At 60.3% G+C, this 16,860-nt stretch carries 13 protein-coding genes; 4 read left to right on the top strand and 9 right to left on the bottom strand.

Features of this window, described 5'->3' with window-relative positions:
* The first annotated feature begins 1 nt into the window (after nt 1).
* Both BUE38_RS04680 and BUE38_RS04675 read left to right on the top strand, forming a co-directional pair.
* Nucleotides 2-1,342: a TRAP transporter large permease gene (locus BUE38_RS04680; protein ID WP_073433890.1), complete on the top strand. Its 1,341-nt coding sequence runs from the start codon at nt 2-4 to the stop codon at nt 1,340-1,342.
* 94 nt (nt 1,343-1,436) lie between these two features.
* Nucleotides 1,437-1,919 (top strand): universal stress protein, encoded by a 483-nt coding sequence (locus BUE38_RS04675; RefSeq protein WP_073433889.1) that lies wholly within the window; start codon nt 1,437-1,439, stop codon nt 1,917-1,919.
* Nucleotides 1,920-1,955: 36 nt separating this feature from the next.
* Here BUE38_RS04675 and BUE38_RS04670 read toward each other — a convergent pair whose 3' ends face one another.
* From BUE38_RS04670 to BUE38_RS04655, 4 genes are all read right to left on the bottom strand, one after another.
* On the bottom strand, nt 1,956-2,738 hold the full coding sequence (locus BUE38_RS04670) for an IclR family transcriptional regulator (RefSeq protein WP_073433888.1): 783 nt from the start codon (nt 2,736-2,738) through the stop codon (nt 1,956-1,958).
* 143 nt (nt 2,739-2,881) lie between these two features.
* Nucleotides 2,882-4,162 (bottom strand): TRAP transporter large permease, encoded by a 1,281-nt coding sequence (locus tag BUE38_RS04665; RefSeq protein WP_073433887.1) that lies wholly within the window; start codon nt 4,160-4,162, stop codon nt 2,882-2,884.
* Nucleotides 4,163-4,172: 10 nt separating this feature from the next.
* A complete protein-coding gene (locus BUE38_RS04660; protein WP_200802135.1) occupies nt 4,173-4,814 on the bottom strand; it encodes a TRAP transporter small permease in 642 nt (213 codons plus the stop codon).
* Entirely contained in the window at nt 4,814-6,049 is a 1,236-nt protein-coding gene (locus BUE38_RS04655) for a TRAP transporter substrate-binding protein (RefSeq protein WP_174788045.1), read from the bottom strand. Before BUE38_RS04655 ends, BUE38_RS04660 begins: the two co-directional genes overlap by 1 nt.
* Nucleotides 6,050-6,244: 195 nt before the next feature.
* On the opposite strand from BUE38_RS04655, the gene BUE38_RS04650 reads away from it, so the two are divergent.
* Nucleotides 6,245-7,912, top strand: a complete 1,668-nt coding sequence (locus BUE38_RS04650; RefSeq protein ID WP_327077511.1) for a GMC family oxidoreductase — start codon at nt 6,245-6,247, stop codon at nt 7,910-7,912.
* Nucleotides 7,913-8,261: 349 nt separating this feature from the next.
* Entirely contained in the window at nt 8,262-9,323 is a 1,062-nt protein-coding gene (locus BUE38_RS04645) for a YeiH family protein (RefSeq protein ID WP_234986768.1), read from the top strand.
* Nucleotides 9,324-9,419: 96 nt separating this feature from the next.
* On the opposite strand, the gene BUE38_RS04640 is transcribed toward BUE38_RS04645, so the two are convergent.
* The 5 genes from BUE38_RS04640 to BUE38_RS04620 form a co-directional block, all read right to left on the bottom strand.
* Nucleotides 9,420-10,826 carry a Na+/H+ antiporter NhaC family protein gene (locus BUE38_RS04640; protein ID WP_073433885.1) on the bottom strand — a complete coding sequence of 469 codons (1,407 nt, stop codon included), beginning with the start codon at nt 10,824-10,826 and terminating at the stop codon, nt 9,420-9,422.
* Between the two features lie 57 nt (nt 10,827-10,883).
* Entirely contained in the window at nt 10,884-12,173 is a 1,290-nt protein-coding gene (locus BUE38_RS04635) for an NAD(P)/FAD-dependent oxidoreductase (protein ID WP_073433884.1), read from the bottom strand.
* Between the two features lie 22 nt (nt 12,174-12,195).
* Nucleotides 12,196-12,975, bottom strand: coding sequence for an IclR family transcriptional regulator (locus tag BUE38_RS04630; protein ID WP_073433883.1), 780 nt, complete (start codon nt 12,973-12,975; stop codon nt 12,196-12,198).
* 213 nt (nt 12,976-13,188) lie between these two features.
* Nucleotides 13,189-15,348: a phosphate acetyltransferase gene (pta, locus tag BUE38_RS04625; RefSeq protein WP_073433882.1), complete on the bottom strand. Its 2,160-nt coding sequence runs from the start codon at nt 15,346-15,348 to the stop codon at nt 13,189-13,191.
* The gene (locus BUE38_RS04620) at nt 15,345-16,562 is read right to left on the bottom strand and encodes an acetate/propionate family kinase (protein WP_073433881.1); all 1,218 of its coding nucleotides are present in this window, start codon (nt 16,560-16,562) and stop codon (nt 15,345-15,347) included. Before BUE38_RS04620 ends, pta begins: the two co-directional genes overlap by 4 nt.
* Nucleotides 16,563-16,860: the final 298 nt, after the last annotated feature.

Below are 16,860 nucleotides of genomic sequence, written 5' to 3'. Positions count from 1 at the left end.
TATGGATACCACCATCATCTATGTACTATTTGGCGTGTTCTTTCTGTTGTTGGTGCTGGGGGCCCCGATTACGGTGTCGCTGGGTGTGGCTGCTCTGGCGACTTATCTGTCGTTGGGTGAAGACCCCATGGCTTTTGTGCAGATCGCTTTCACATCAGTCGGAGCCTTCCCGCTGATGGCGCTACCCGCCTTTATTCTTGCCGGTGCATTGATGGAGGCGGCGGGTATCTCCCGGCGTCTGGTCGATATCGCCGAAGCCTTTGCGGGCCCGGTAACGGGGGGACTGGCGGCAGCAACGGTCTTTGCCTGCATGTTCTTTGGTGCGATCTCGGGATCTGGCCCTGCCACGACAGCAGCAGTGGGAATGCTGATGATTCCGGCGATGGCCAAACGCGGTTACGACAAGGGATACGGCTCGGCGATCACGGCATCATCAGGAGGCCTCGGCGTGGTGATCCCTCCTTCGATCCCTATGGTCATCTTCGGTATCTCCGGCATGGGGCTCCAGCCACCTGCGGAGGCAGTGGCCGAATTTGGCTCCTTCCAGACCTTGTCGATCCCCAAACTGTTCATTGCCGGGGTTGTTCCGGGGATTGTGATTGCCAGCTGTCTACTCACCATGAATTACATCATCTCGAAACGCCGAGGTTATCGTGGCTTGAGTGATGTCTGGTCGATGAGCGATATCGGTGCCAGCTTGCGTCGCGGTGTATGGTCGATTCTTGCTCCCATCATCATTCTCGGTGGGATCTATTCTGGTCTTTTTACTCCGACCGAGTCCGCCATTGTGGCCATTGCCTATACCTTGGTAGTCGGGATTTTTCTGCATAAGGAATTGAAGTGGAAACCGACATTGAAAACATTGGAGACGACTACCTGGATTACCGGAAGAGTGCTACTTATCCTCTTCACTGCCACAGTATTCGGCCGCCTTCTGGTCGAGCAGAGAGTTCCAGCTATTATCGCCGAAAGCATGCTCAGCTTTACCGACAACATCTATCTGATCTGGGCCATGGTCATCGGGTTTCTGCTGTTCGTCGGTATGTTCATGGAAACCCTGGCAGCGATCATGATTCTGACGCCAGTGTTGCTGCCGATCATGTATATGCTGGGCATGGACCCAGTGCATGTCGGCATCGTGGTGGTGTGTGCATTGGCAATCGGCTTCCAGACACCTCCTCTGGGAGAAAATCTGTTCGTGGCTTCCGGCATTGGCGGGTCCTCGATCGAAGAGATATCGGTCAAGGCACTACCCTTTGCAGGGGCCTCGGTATTTGCCTTGTTCATGATTGCGTATTTCCCCGAGATTTCCCTGTGGCTACCACGGGTACTCGGATACTGACCATTGCCGATACCCGGCATCCAAAGAACCGTTCACCAGAGCCATTCACCAGAGCCATTCACAAGAGCCATTAACAAGAGCAAGGAGTCATGCCATGCCTGGTTCAATCCGTCGACTGCTGTGTTGCCTCGGACTGCGTGACGACTGCCATCAGGTGTTGTCGCACTCATTGTGTCTGGCTCAGGCGCTGGGAGCCGAATTGCACGTGCTGCATGCGGTCAAGTCACTGTCCGATGATGTGATGAACACGCTCAAGGCCAACATCCGCCAGCGCCAGACGCTTGAGGGTTTGATGGAGCAACGCCTTGACCAGGCACGTGGGCGTCTGGATGACTTTCTCGATGAGTTCTGGACCTCACCAATGAGTGAGATCCCATCAAGAGAACTGATACAGGCGCGAGCGGTGGTGGAAGGCTATCCCGCCGCTGAAATCATTCGATATGCCACACGCCACGACTGCGACATGATCGTGATGGCGGCGAACAAGCGTGGCTTCGCCGCGTCCTGGGCTGGCAAGGTGACCAAGGGGGTGGTCAAGCGCTCCAGCGTTCCGGTAGTGGTGGTTCCGCCGGTGTGATGCTGGGACGAAATGCCGGTGTCTGTCAGAGTTGACTCAAGTCCACAGGGTGTCCTGCAGGCTGCTGGAGATGTGACGCATACGTGGCACCCATTCGCGCAGACTGTCGATGGTGTGACGCAGGCGTGGAGCATGGATGGCCAATGACGCCTGAATGCGCCCGGCTTGATCATAGACAGGCACCGCGACGGACACCATTCCCTGGATGAACTCCTCGTCATCGACACTCAGTTCATCGTCGGCGATACGCTTCAGGCGTGTCTCGAGCTCCTCTACGTCTGTCGCGGTATAGGGAGTGTACGCTTCCAATGCCAGGTGCTTGAGTAGATTGCGCCGCTGTCCTGTCGGCATCAGTGCCAGGAACAGCTTGCCACTGGCGGTGCAGTGCAGCGGTAGCCGGGAGCCCGGAGGCAGTTGGATGCGTACCGGCCAGTTGGTTTCGACCCTTTCGTAGTACAGGACTTCATGGCCATCGAGCAGGGTCAGGTTGCAGGTTTCTCCGACCTCCTCAGCAAGACGCTTGAGCAACATTCTGCGCGGAGCCTTCAGGCTTTCGTTGGCCAGCACTCCCATGGCGATCTGGTGCAGTCGTTCCCCCGGCAGCAGGTTGCGTCCTTCCATATCTCGGACCACCAGCCCCTGCTCCTCGAGCTGCTTGAGCAGACGGTGGAGGGTGGGTTTGGGTATCTCGAGGTGGCGCTCAAGGTCTGCTGCACTCATGCCATGGGGAGCGGTGGCGATGGTTTCCAGCAGCATCAGCCCTCGCTGCAGGGTGGAGTTGGTGGCGTTACGGCGTGAACTGTCACGTTCTGTGGACATACGCGATCCTTTGCGTTGGCGCGAGAGGGGCAGGATATCGTCAGTGCTCATGATAACGCGGCAAGCCGAAGATGACTCACGCCAACCTCGTCGTTGGCCCGAGTCCATTGGCTTGCCACGTACGCACTGATGCTGGCTGTCGATCACCCTTGACCGATCAGTGCCAGCGACAGTTGTGGCCACAGCGATATCGCGATCCAGCAGGCCAGCAATGCGATGAAATAAGGGATGATGTATTTCACCAGGCGCAGGTAGGGAATGCCGGTAATGCTGCTGGCGACATACAGGTTGAGCCCGAACGGAGGGGTAACGAAGCCGATGGCCGCGCCGACCAGGAAAATCACCGCAAAGTGGATAGGGTCGACTCCGACGCTCTGCGCAATGGGCGCCAGGATCGGGGCCAGGATAATCGTCACCGGTAGGCTTTCCAGAATCATACCGGCAAGCAGAATCATGATCATGCAGGCGCCGAGTACCGCATAGTAGCTTCCCAGACCCAGCAACAGGTCTTCCAGTATCTGGCCTGCACCGAGCACCGACAGTAACTGCTGCATGACAACGGAAATGGCGATCAGCGGAGCCAGCATGCCGGCAATCTGTCCCGAGCGGAGCATGATGCTGGGCAGGGCAGTGACGCGAATTTCCCGCGTGATGGCCAGACCGGCGATCAAGGTGAAGCCCACGGTAATGGCAGCGGCCTCGGTGGGTGAGAACATTCCGGAATAGATCCCGTAGAGTACGACGCCGATGGTGGCGAAGCCCAGGTAGGCACGGCGGGCCAGGCGCGCACTGGAGCCGACCTTGAACGGCAGTAGAGTGCCCCAGCCATGGCGGCGTGCCACCAGATGACAGGCGATCATCATCCCCAACACCATCATGGCCCCCGGGATCATGCCGGCGATGAACAGATCGCTGATCGACAGGTTCATCATGAAGCCGTAGACGATGAAGATGATGCTCGGTGGGATGATGATGCCGACGGTGCCTCCGGATGCTGCCGTGGCGGCGGAGAAACGCTCGTCATAGCCGTTCTTGACCATTTCAGGCTGCATGATCGAGCCGATGGTCGCTGTGGTGCCGGCGTTGGAGCCGGATATGGCGGCGAACAGGCCGCAGGCACCGAGCGTGGCCATACCCAGACCACCACGCATCCAGCCCAGTAGCGAATAGGCGAAGTCGGAGAGGCGCTTGGCGATACCGGCGGCGTTGATCAGGTCGCCGGTCAGAATGAACAGCGGGAGTGCCAGCAGGCCGAAGAAGCTCAGGCCCTGGAACAGCGTGACGCCGATGTTGGCCAGGGTGAAGTCAATGATCAGGCTGGTGCCGACCACCCACAGGCCAATGACCAGAAATATCGGCACGCCCAGCAGGAAGATCAGGGTACTGCCGGCGGTTACCAGGCCGATCATGAATCCGTCTGTCATGATGAGTCTCCTAGTCCATGATCGAGGGTTGCAGATTGAATGGCTCGCGGTGGCGGAAGCGACTGATGTCCTGCCACAGGTTCTGTAACACGCGCAGGATGATCAGTGTCCATGCCAGCGGTGTGGCCAGGTAGAACCACCACTGCATGACGTTGTCGGTGCCAGGTACGATGGCGAAATTCATCCAGGCAAGTTCGACCTGGGCGCTGGTGAAATGAATGACCATGACACCGAAGCCGATCCACAGCACGGCATCAAGCACCTGACACAGGAACTGCCCGACATAGGGCAGGCGCATGCGAATTTCGTTGAGCGACAGGTGGGTGCGCTGTTTGACATTGAGCGAGGCGCCGAACCAGGTGAGCCACAGGAACAGCAGCACCGGAATGCTGGTGCTCCAGGGGGCCTGCAGATTGAAGAAGAAACGCCGGATGACCTCGACGAAGATGATGCCGGCCATGCCGCTGTAGGAGATCAGAATGACCACCTTCTCGAGGTTGTCATCCAGCCAGTACAGTGGCTTCAGCCAGGCCGGACGCTCTCGGCCTGGCTGAATCGGTCCCGTGACATCCGAGGCGCCCGAAGACGCCTCCCGTGGATGTGGTGATGACGAATCTGAAGGTTTTGACGGCATGGCGATATGCTGACTCATCAGGACCTCCACCAGCGTTTGGGCGCGACGTTGACGGCGGCGATGTCGCGGGGAATCTCCCGGGCAATGGTATGAATTTCCTGATAGATATCGACATCGCCCGCCCAGGCGTTGAGTCGCTCGCGCCACTGCTCCCAGGGCTCGGGGTTGAATTCCGGAGCACAGAGCTGTTCGGCCTGGCTGCGGACTTCGTCGGATAGTGGCGCCACGCGCACGTTGTTCTGGGCGAACACCGTGTTGGTATCCGGGTGCTCGGTGGCGCCGACGATCTGATAACGACCGGCTTCGTTCATCCCCTGAGTAAAGATCTGCGCAGCGTAGGCCGACTCCATTACCTGGTCCTGCAGCTCCGAGCCCAGGCTATCGAACTTGGGCAGGCTCATGGCGGTATGTTCTGTCCCGGCGAAGAAGCGCAGATCCACCGCCTGGGACACCACCGGTGCCATACCGGCGTAGGCCACGGCGCTCATCCAGGTTTCCGCACCATCGAGCAAACCCTGACGCAAGCCATCGAGGGTCTCTTCCCAAGCCACCGGCACCGGGTTGAGTCCCAGTTGCTCCATGGCAATGCGGCCCAGTTGGGTGCCGGTGACACGGTTCTTGGTGCCCTGTAGCTCCTCGAGGCTGGTGATCAGGGGCTTGTCTTCCCATTTCAGGCCCATCATCAGGCCGCGCAGGTCGCAGTGGGTGAACAGGAACTGCAACTGGTGACGTTGACGGAGAGGCTCACGCAGCAGGGCCTCGCTGCGTGGGTCGTAGAAGAAGTGAAACATCGACGCCACGGTGGGGAACATGTAGGCGAAGTCGAGAACATTGAGGTAGGGCGCACCGCCTGCCGAGTTCTGGGTCGACGCCGAGAAGATATCGACGATGCCCTGCTGGGTCTTGCTGACGCAGTCGAGCTGGTTGCAGACCTCGTTGCTGCCCATGAACTCGACCCTGATGGCACCGTTGGTACGCTCCTCGAGGTCACGAGCGAAGAACAGCTGGCCGGACTTCTGGATGTCCAGGTTGCGTTCGTTGAATCCGGAGGCGCCAAAGCGTAGCTGGAATTTGGGTTCCGTCTGGTAGCGGCGTTGCTGCTCACCATCGGCGGCACGCGCCAGGCTCGAGGCAGTCAACCCCACACCGAGGCCGCTGGCAGCCAGTAGCGTAGAGGTCAGGCCAAAGCGCCCCGAGATATCGAGAAAGTCGCGGCGTGATAGGCCCGAGAGGGGAGAGTGGCGTTCGTTCATGAGGTGCTCCCGAGTGTTGTGATCTTGTGGTTGGGATGCTGCATCTGCCTTGCAGACGCCAGACCCGAGAGGCGGGCCCTGCATTCAACATAGAAGGCTGTTTGGCCTAGATCAACAAAAATGATATATTTTGTCTCAATATTGATCTTTTTGAATTTGACGATCATATTAAGTGAGACAATAAAGCTCATTTTTATGGTTATTTCTATGGCAGCCACAAGACGAACAACAAGTGCTGGTTTCGATTACGTGATCGTGGGGGCAGGGTCAGCAGGCTGCGTGCTGGCCAATCGTCTGAGCGAGGATGCTGACGTCTCGGTGCTGTTGCTCGAGGCGGGAGGCGCGGATTGGAACCCCTGGATTCATGTGCCGGTCGGCTATTTCAAGACCATGCACAATCCCGCGACCGACTGGTGCTATCTCACCGATGCCGATGCGGGCATCAATGGCCGCCGACTGCAATGGCCACGCGGCAAGGTGCTGGGAGGATCCAGTTCGCTCAATGGCCTGCTCTATATTCGCGGCCAGAAGGAGGACTACGACGACTGGGCGGCAGCCGGTAACCAGGGCTGGGACTTTGCTTCAGTGTTGCCCTATTTCAGGAAGTCCGAATGCCAGGAACGGGGTGCCGATGATTACCATGGGGTTGATGGGCCACTCAAGGTGTCGGATCTGCGACTGAGGCGTGAAATTGCCGAGCGCTTCATTGCGGCGGCACGGGCCGCTGGTATACCCGAGAACCAGGACGTCAACGGCGCGCGTCAGGAAGGCGTCGGATACTTTCAGCAGACATCACACAAGGGACTTCGCTGTTCCACGGCCAGGGCCTTTCTGCGCCCGGCGCTTTCACGACCCAACCTTACGCTGATCAAGCGCGCGCATTGCCAACGCCTGTTGCTGGACGGCAAGCGTGTGACCGGTGTCGAGTACCGACAGGGCAATGAGCTGCACCAGGTTCACGCTGATCGTGAAGTGCTGCTGTCGAGCGGTGCAATCGGCTCCCCCCAGATTCTGCAGTGCTCCGGTATTGGTGAGCCCCTGCATCTGGCCAGTGTCGGGGTGGAGTGTCTGCACGAATTGCCGGGGGTTGGCCACAATCTCCAGGACCACCTGCAGATTCGGTTGGTGTTCAAGACGCGCTGTCGAACCCTCAACGATGAAGTTCGCCATCCGCTGAAAAAGCTTGCCGTGGGTGCGCAGTATGCGTTCACGCGTACGGGGCCGCTGACACTGGCGGCCAGTCAGGTGTGTGTGTTCACGCACTCTCGACAGGATCTGCAGCGTCCGGATATCCAGTTCCATATGCAGCCATTGTCGGCGGACAAGCCTGCCGACGGGGTGCATCCGTTCTCGGCCTTTACCTCATCGGTTTGCCAGTTGCGGCCTTCCAGCCGGGGGGTGATACGTATCGTCAGTCCCGATGCCTCGGTTTACCCATCGATTCAGCCCAATTATCTGAGCACCGAGGAAGACTGCCGAGTGGCGGTGGACGCCATCAAGGTGGCGCGCCGCATTGCCGCTCAGCAGCCGTTGGCTGAAGTGATCACGGAGGAGTATGTGCCGGGGGCAAACTGGCAGACCGATGAGCAATTGCTCGAGGCCGCGCGTCAGTACAGCCAGACCATCTATCACCCCGCAGGCACTTGCATGATGGGGCAGGGTGCGATGGCGGTGGTCGACGATCAGCTCTGTGTTCACGGGCTTGAAGGGTTGCGTGTGGTCGATGCTTCGATCATGCCGGTGATTGTCTCGGGCAACACCAATGCACCGACCATCATGATTGCCGAGAAGGCGGCTGACATGATCAAGCTGGCGCGTCGCGATGGTCGGCCAGCAGGAAGTGCACAGGTTGCGCTGGCCTAATGCACGACCCGCGACTGGTTCTAATTCATCGAGAGGGATTGCCACAGGATCGAAAGCGAGCCAATGCCTGGTGTGGCGTCCCACAAGTTCATCATATTTCAGAGCCATCAGGCGTCGCTGGGACAAGGCGTGGAGCGTAGTTCATATCGGCTATATGGACCAGGGACGCAACACAGTACCAGCGGCGCCTGATGACTCCCGGAGGGCGCGCCATATCGGACCGTTGGCGGTGTTGCCGCTTTTGGCAAGGGTGGCGCCATTCCCTGCAAGCGGCGCCTGGCCAACGATCCGGTATGACGCGCTGACATCATGCCAACTTGTGGGACACCACACCGAAGAGGTTTTCATCATGCCGCAACCAGAGACTCCCGCCATGAGCAAGTCCCATGCGCTTTCACTCCGAGGCTGGCGCAGGCACGGTGCATCCGCCCGCCAACGTATGCCGGGGGTACTGATCTGCATCACCATCGCCCTGGCAACGACCTTCATTGCCGACCACTATGGCGGTCCGACACTTCTGTATGCTCTGTTGTTTGGCATGTCGCTGCATTTCCTCAGCGAACAGGGCCCATGTCTGGCCGGTATCGAATTCGCTGCACGGACCATCCTGCGTCTGGGCGTGGCTCTGCTGGGGGTCAGAATCACCCTCGAGCAGGTTGCAGCGCTGGGGATAGGGCCTGTACTGACCGTAGTGGCAGGAGTGGTGCTGACCATTGCCATGGGGGCTGTGCTTGCTCGATTGTTGGGCGTGTCCCGCGACCTGGGGTTACTGACGGGCGGTTCGGTGGCGATCTGTGGTGCGTCGGCTGCCATGGCACTATCGGCGGCAATGCCCCGTAGTGAAGAATCCGAGCGTAATACCATCCTCACTGTGGTCGGTGTCACGACACTGTCGACGGCAGCGATGGTGCTTTATCCCTTGCTGGTCGGGGCCTTGGGTCTGTCGGAGACCGAAGCGGGTATCTTCCTTGGTGGCACCATCCATGACGTTGCGCAGGTGGTTGGGGCGGGCTATATGATTTCGGACCAGACCGGTGATGTCTCGACCTTCGTCAAGCTGCTGCGTGTGGCCATGCTGGTGCCGGCGGTGATGGTATTCATGTTGTTGTTCCGGCGTGCACGAGGCGAGACCGAAGGCGGTAAGGTGCCGATGTTCCCTGCCTTTCTGGTCGCCTTTGTCGTACTGGTGCTGATCAACAGCCTGGGTGTCATTCCTCAGGTGATGACAGAAGCCATGACCGATCTGTCACGCTGGTGTCTGGTCACGGCCATTGCCGCATTGGGCATCAAGACGTCGTTCCAGAAGCTTGCTGTGGTGGGGTGGAAACCGGTGATCCTGATGGCGGCGGAGACGCTGTTCCTGTTGGGTGTGGTGCTGGTGTGTCTGTATAGCGGAGTCGCGGACTGGTAGGCCTGAACGGCAAGATCATCGCCATGGCCGAGGGCCATGGCGATAGGAAGTATGGCGTCGTTCGGTGGATTGCCTGGTTTTCGATGGGTCGCCTGGTTAGAGCATGGCACCGATGACGATATAGCTGGCCAGAGCCATAACGGCTGCCAGCAGCGCGAAGGGAATCTGGGTCTTGATATGGTCGATGTGGTCCGAGGCCGCGCCAGTCGAGGCCAGTACCGAGGTGTCCGACAGGGGGGAGCAGTGGTCACCGAAGACACCACCACCGGCGACGGCGGCGAGAGTGGCATAGACCAGGTAAGTGACCTCGTTGTCGCTGAAGGTAAAGGCCACCGGTACTGACAGCGGCACCATGATGGCAAAGGTGCCCCAGGAGGTACCGGTGGAGAAGGCAATGATGGCGGCGATGAGGAAGGTCAGCGCCGGCAGCAGCGCCGGTGTCAGCCAGGCTTGGGTGGCTTCGACGATATAGTCGGCGGTGCCCATGTCCTTGGACAGCTGGTTGAGCGAATAGGCTAGAGCCAGAATGATGATGGCCGGCATCACACCCTTCATGCCCGCCGTGGCGGTCTTCATGATGTCATTGAACGGAATGCCCTGCAGGCGCATGCAGACCCCCAGGAACACCGCTGCGGCGAGGAAGGCCTCCATGGTCTTGGCTGACCCCATTACGATGAAGGTACCCACGGCAATGCTGATCACCACCAGAACGGGCATGAAGAAGTTCACCAGCAGGCTGGTCTTGACGCCGGGGTAAGGCGTGATGTCGGTCAGTTCCTCGCCCATCAGCGGCTCGGCACCGTCGCGCAACACCTTGCCTTCCTCGATGGCGCGGCGCTCGGCCTTCTTCATTGGCCCAAACAGCGGCACCACGCCAATGATGATCAAGCCGACCAGTGCCACCGATAGCCAGGCATAGATGTTGAACGGAATGGCGTGTACGAACACGGACATGGCCTGTTCGGCATTCTCGATGGGACCGATACCGATCAGCAGACCGGCGATGAATACCGCCCAGCCGGTAATCGGGACCAGCACGCTGACCGGCGCTGACGTGGAGTCGGCGATATAGGCCAGCTTCTCGCGCGAGACATGGTAGCGGTCGGTCAGTCCACGCGTTGTGGCGCCGACAAACAACGGACTGAAGTAGTCGCTGAAGAACACGAACATGCCCATGAACCAGCCGACAAGCTGGACACGCACACGCGACAGTTTGCGGCGCGCCACCCAGGCGGAGAAGTTCTGGATTGCGCCCGTTCTCTGGAAGAAGGCGATCACGGTGCCGATGAACAGCTCAAGCAACAGTATCCAGGAAAAGCTGGTGGTACCGAGCGTTTCCTTGAGCAGGGTCGGGAAGCCCATCAGGCCGTTGCCGATGGCGAGGACGCCAGCGAAGCAGGCCACAGCCAGCGAGAACACGGTATTGCGGGTGACGAAGGCGAGGATGATGGCAATGGCGGCCGGCATGATCGACATCAGGCCGAAGTGGTCTTGTGGTTCCATGAGTGGTCCTTGTTATTGTCGTGGACAGTAAGGAAGAGCTGAGTGTGGTGCGACGATTCAGGTTTCTGGCGCTGCGCGGCGTCGCTCCCAGGCGGCGATGAGGTGGAAGGCTCCGCGTCGGAACGGCTCGGGGGGCATCCAGTCGGCGCGCCCGAACAGTGAGTCGATGTCCTCGACGTCCTGATCCAGCGCCAGGCGTGCCAGTGCGTCTCCCAGGAAGGTGCCCTTGACGATGCCACCGCCGTTGCAGCCGGCGGAAACAAACAGACCGGGCTGGATCTGTCCCCACAGGGGAGCTCCGTTATGGGTCAATCCCGTACTGCCTCCCCAGCTCGCATCGAAGCCCGAGATATCGAGGTTCGGATAGCGTCGGTGCAGGCTGTCGAGCAGCTTCTGCTCGATCCGGCCGTTGTCTTCTTCCCGCTCATAGCTGTAACGCGAGCGGATCATCAGGCGACCGTCTGCTGTGGAGCGCAGGGTGCAGCCGAGCCGGTGGGCCGGCAGCAGGCCCCACTGCCGGGGCATCAGTCTGTCGCGAGTGGCCTGGTCGAGCACCTCGGTGACGGCGGCGTAGGTATAGATGGCGGTCAAGCGCGAGCGGTCGGCGCCCAGGGCGCGGGCAAAGGCATTGTTGGCCAGCAGTACACGAGGAGCCTGAACTTCACCGTCGTCAGTGGTGACGAGCCACTGCCTGCCATGGCGGACTACCGAGGTTGCCGGGCTGTTCTCGTACAGGGTGATGTCGGGGGAGAGGGCATCGACAAGACCGCGTATCAACGCCGCCGGCTGAACCAGTGAGCAGTCCGGTGAGTAGATGCCATGGCGGTAGTAGTGGGTGCCGATATGTTGATGCATCTGCTCGGCGCTCAGCCAGTGATGCGGTAGCTCGGCTGCCTGCAGAAAGGCGGCATAGCGATCGAGGGCGCGTCGTCCAATATCACTGCGTGCACCGCGGAAGGTACCGCTGTGCTCAAACTGGCAGTCGATGGCGTGCTCCTCGACCAGCCGACGCAAAAGGGTCATGGTCCTGCGGCTCAGGGTATTGAGCCGGGACATGCGCTCGAGTTGGTCCGGTGAGGCATCGTTGGCCAGGGCGACTTCCAGCATGAATCCGGAGTTGCGCCCCGGGCTGCCTTCGCCCAGGGTCTCGGCATCGAGCAGCACGATACGATCATCGGGGCGAACCTGGTGCCAGCGGCGGGCCGCGGCGACGCCGGTAAAGCCCGCGCCGATGATCACCACATCGGCTTGTGCGCCGCCATTCAAGGCGGGCGTGGCACTGCGTGGCGGTAGTTGAGCGTTCCAGCCGCAGGGGTGCTGATGTGCGGGATGAGTCGGTTGTGGCATGTGAACAGGGGCTCCGGGGGAGTTACTCCAGATACAGCAGACTGTGGGCTTCCTTGACCATGTCCCGAGCAGCGTCGCGCATGGCATCGAGAACCTCGGCGAGGTGCTCTTCGGTCGTGCGCGACTTGAGCAGAGAGCAGCTCAGGGCACCCAGTGGGTGGCCGCTATGGTCGAGTATCGGCACCGCCAGTCCCCCGTACTCGGGGAGCTGACTGCCTTCGACGCCACGGGCATAACCATGTTGATGAAGAAAGGCGATTTCATCCTCGACGTCCTGCGCCGAGATCCGGTAATCAGACTTCAACTGGGCCTGACTGTGCTGAAGGATGGTGCGTCGCTCGGCGGGTTCCAGGTACGCCATCAGGGCAATCGATGCCTGACCGACGCCCAGCGGAACGCGTCCGCCGGTGGCCCGAACGAAACTGCCGACCGGGTATTCGCCGTTCTGGACTTCCAGACACACCGCATGAATGCCATCACGGGCAAACAGGTAGAAGCTGTCGCCCAGACGCTGGGCCAGTGACAGCAAGCGGGGGCGAGCCAGGTCACGCAGGCCGGAGCCATTGCCGGCTTGAGCGCCGAGTACCAGCAATTCATAGCCGAGCAGATAGCGACCGCGGATCGGCCCATTGCGCAGGAAGCCCTGTGACCTGAGGCCCTTGAGCAAACGGTAGGCGGTAGGACGGCTGAGCCCAGTGCCATCCATGTAGTCGTCAATCCCGGCACCGCGATAACCACAGGCGGCAGTGATCTGCAGCAGTTGCATGGCACGGTGCAGCGTTGAGGGGCCGGGTTGCGGCATGACAGTGGCCTGCTGAGTCGTTGGTCAGGGAGTTGATGAGAGCTACGGCTGAGCATAGCGAGACTAAAAGGTAAATTCGTCTCACTTATTGAGAAGTTGTCGAAATGAGGGGGGAGAGACAGAGAGCCGTGCAGACAGAGGGGAGTGGTGATGCCAGGTGGAGAGCCCCCGCCAACCCGGCAGGTATGACCGGATTGGCGGAAGGCAACTGGATCAGCGCTGGTTGGCCTGGATGGCGGTCAGCGCGATGGTATAGACGATATCGTCGACCAGAGCGCCGCGGGACAGGTCGTTGACCGGTTTATTGAGGCCCTGAAGCATGGGGCCGATGCTGATCACGCGGGCACTACGCTGCACTGCCTTGTAGGTGGTGTTGCCGGTATTCAGATCGGGGAACACGAACACTGTGGCGCGACCGGCCACCGGTGAGTCCGGTGCCTTCTGCCTGCCGACGCTGGCAATGGCGGCGGCGTCGTACTGCAGAGGACCGTCGATGGCCAGATGTGGAGCGCGCTCGCGGGCAATGCGTGTCGCTTCGCGAACCTTGTCGACGTCGGCACCGGTACCCGATTCGCCGGTGGAGTAGCTGATCATCGCCACCCGAGGTTCTATGCCGAAGGCTTCGGCGGAGGCGGCGCTCTGCAGGGCAATCTCGGCCAGGGTTTCGGCATCGGGATCCGGGTTGATGGCGCAGTCACCGTAGACCACCACCTGATCCGGCAGCAGCATGAAGAAGATCGACGACACCTGGTTGTAGCCGGGAGCGGTCTTGATCAACTGAAAGGCCGGGCGCACGGTATTGGCGGTGGTATGGATGGCACCGGAGACGAGCCCGTCGACGTCGCCTTCGGCAAGCATCATGGTGCCGAGCACCACACTGTCCTGAAGTTGGGCTTCGGCGGTCAACTCGTTGAGCTTGCCACGACGACGCTCGACCATGGGCGCGATGAAGTTGCCGCGCACCTCGTCCGGGTCCACCAATGACAGATCCTCGGGTAGCTCCAGACCGCGAGCGGCGGCGACATCAAGGATTTCCTGGCGCTTGCCGAGCAGCACACAGTCGGCGATACCACGGCGCTGACAGATGACCGCAGCTTCGAGTGTACGTGGTTCGGTGCCCTCAGGAAGCACGATGCGGCGACGCTGTTGCTGGGCCAGTGAGACCAGTTGATGGCGGAAGGCCGATGGTGACAGACGACGCTGGGCATCGGTGTGCACCCATTGGGTGATCCAGTTACGGTCGAGGTGGTCATCGATGAAGCGGGCCACGGTTTCGGCACGCTCGGGGTCGTCACTAGGGATATGGTTGGGCAGTTCGGCCAGACGCTTGACCGCGGAATAACTGTCATCACTGATCGACAGTACCGGCAGACCGCAGTCGAGTGCCGGGCGGCAGAACTCAATCAGTGCACGGCTGGGGATTTCACTATGAGTGAGCAGCAAGCCGCCGAGCTTGATGCCATTCATGGTGGCCAGTGCGGCGGCCAGCAGCGTGTCATCGCGATCACCAGGTGACACGATCAACTGTCCGGGTCGCAGGGCATGGAGCTGATGTTCGGCCTTGCGAGCGCCAAGGGTGATGCCGGTGACACGACGTCGGCTGGCTTCACCTTCGTGCAGAATGTCGGCACCCAACGCCCGCGCAATATCGAGAACCCGCGGGGCGCTCAGTGCTGCGTGCCAGGGTACCGCGGCAACGACCGGCAGGTTGAGGCCGCCATCCTCGAACAGTTTCTGTTGCCATTGCCGGCCCAGCTTCTGGGCCTGATCACCGGCGGCGGCAAGCTGTGTCGGCTCATCCGTCCTGCTGCCATCAAGCGACGGTAGACGCATCAGCATCACGCCACAGACCAGGTTGGCGCCAAAGGCGTTGATGCTGCTGGTGTGCATGCTGACACGCTCGACCAGTTCGCGTGAGTTGCCGGTCTGGCCGTCCGCTACCAGTACCACTTGGGCATCCAGTGCCAGTGCCAACTGGACGTTGAGATCGAACGCATAGGAGGACTGTGAGCTGGGACAAAGACCTTCCACCAACACTACGGAGGGTGGCTCGCTCTGGCTGGGCTGCAGCACATGGGAGTGGCGTTCGACAGCCATTTCCAGCAGGGTGTCGCGATCGCCCTGGTTGAGCATCCGCTCAAGGGTGATGCGGTCCACTGGCTTGGGTGAGTTCACTCCCAGGGTGTTGGCGATCAGGGTACGCGAGCGCTCCCCCTGACAGTCTGAAATGGCCTGACAGAAAGGTTGGAGAAAAGCGCCTTTCAGTCCCATGGAGTCGACGCCGCGCATCAACCCCAGACTGCAGGAGGTCAGGGCAACGCCTTCATCCACCGGAATCAGCAGTAGCGTTCGTGGGCTGAGGGTGGTGTTCATGCCGAGGCCTCTGGGTGGAAATCCAAATAGGGTTGGAACTCAACGAGTTCAGCGGTCTCGCGTGCGATGCGACCTTCCTCATCGGTGGGGATCACCCAGATCTCGGGTGAGCCGGTGTCGCTGGCCAGATCGATACGGCCTTCTCTGCCGCGGGCAAGGTTGTCGTTGGCTATGTCGGAAAGGCGGGGACCCAGTGCCGCCATCATCGACAGTGCCCGGGAACGAATCAGAGGTGAGTTCTCGCCGATGCCTCCGGTGAAGGCAATGCCGTCGAGTTGCGGCAAGGCGCAGGACAGTGCCGCCATGGTCCGGGCCAGACGATAGCAGAATACATCCAGTGCCAGACGGGCACCGCTGTGCCCGTCTCCAGCGGCCTGCTCCAGGTCTCGCATATCGGGTGAAAGGCCGGATAGGCCCATCAAACCGCTGTGCTTGTTGAGCATCTGATCGATCTGCTCGACACTCCAGCCACACTGGTTGGCCAGATGCAGGTGCAGCCCCGGATCGACATCACCGCTGCGGGTCCCCATGACGAGACCTTCCAGCGGGGTCATACCCATGCTGGTGTCCAGGCTCCGACCTTGCCAGACGGCGGTGGCAGAGCAGCCGTTACCGAGGTGGGCAATGATCCAGCCGCCATGGCCATGTACGCTCAACTCACCAAGGCGTTCGGCGATATAGGCATGACTGGTGCCATGGAAACCGTAGCGGCGAATGCCATGCTCGCGATACAGCTCGGTGGGAATCGCATAGCGGTAGGCATGCTCGGGCATGGTCTGATGGAAGGCGGTGTCGAACACCGCGACCTGAGGCAGGTCCGGGAACAACAGGCGGGTAGCCCTGATGCCTTCGAGATTGGCGGGATTATGCAATGGCGCCAGTGAAGCGCACTGCTTGATGCTGTCGATGACTTCCTCGTTGATCAGGGTGGCACTCTTGAAGCGCTCGCCGCCATGCACCACTCGATGGCCGATGGCTCGGGGCTGACGGTCGCCGAGGTGCTCGAGGATAGCCTGCATGGCCGAAGCGTGGTCGGCTCCGGGCAGTGGGAACTGGTGCTTGTTCCCGTTTTCATCGGTGAACTTCAACCCCGGGTCCGAGGCCCCGAGTCGCTCAACCAGACCACTGAGACGAGGCTGGCCGGACTGCTGTGGAACCAGTGCAAACTTGATAGAGGACGAGCCGCAGTTGACGACGAGTATGGAACCGTTCATGCCATCTCCAGAAGGACAACAGCTGACAAGTAATGTAGTCGAGGCTGTTGAATACAGGGGGATGGCGCGGAATCTATCACCTCCACACAGAGGTCAGAATTGACCGGGAGGGGTAGTGATGGCGCTGCAGCAAGGAGAGTGCGCTGCCAATGATGTGTATCAAGTGCGAGTATTGTTTTACTAGACTTTAGTCTAAACAGGGGCTCTGGTAGAACTTCCGTGCTCCAGTAGAACTGCCGTGATCTGATAGAGCTTCCGTGAGAAGGGGGCGTCAGGTGGGCTGCAGCCGGCCCCGTCG

The organism is Halomonas cupida, from assembly GCF_900142755.1.
GTDB classification, from domain to species: Bacteria; Pseudomonadota; Gammaproteobacteria; order Pseudomonadales; family Halomonadaceae; genus Halomonas; species Halomonas cupida.
Note: the sequence above shows the minus strand (reverse complement) of the source record. Positions and strands in the feature narration are given on the sequence as shown.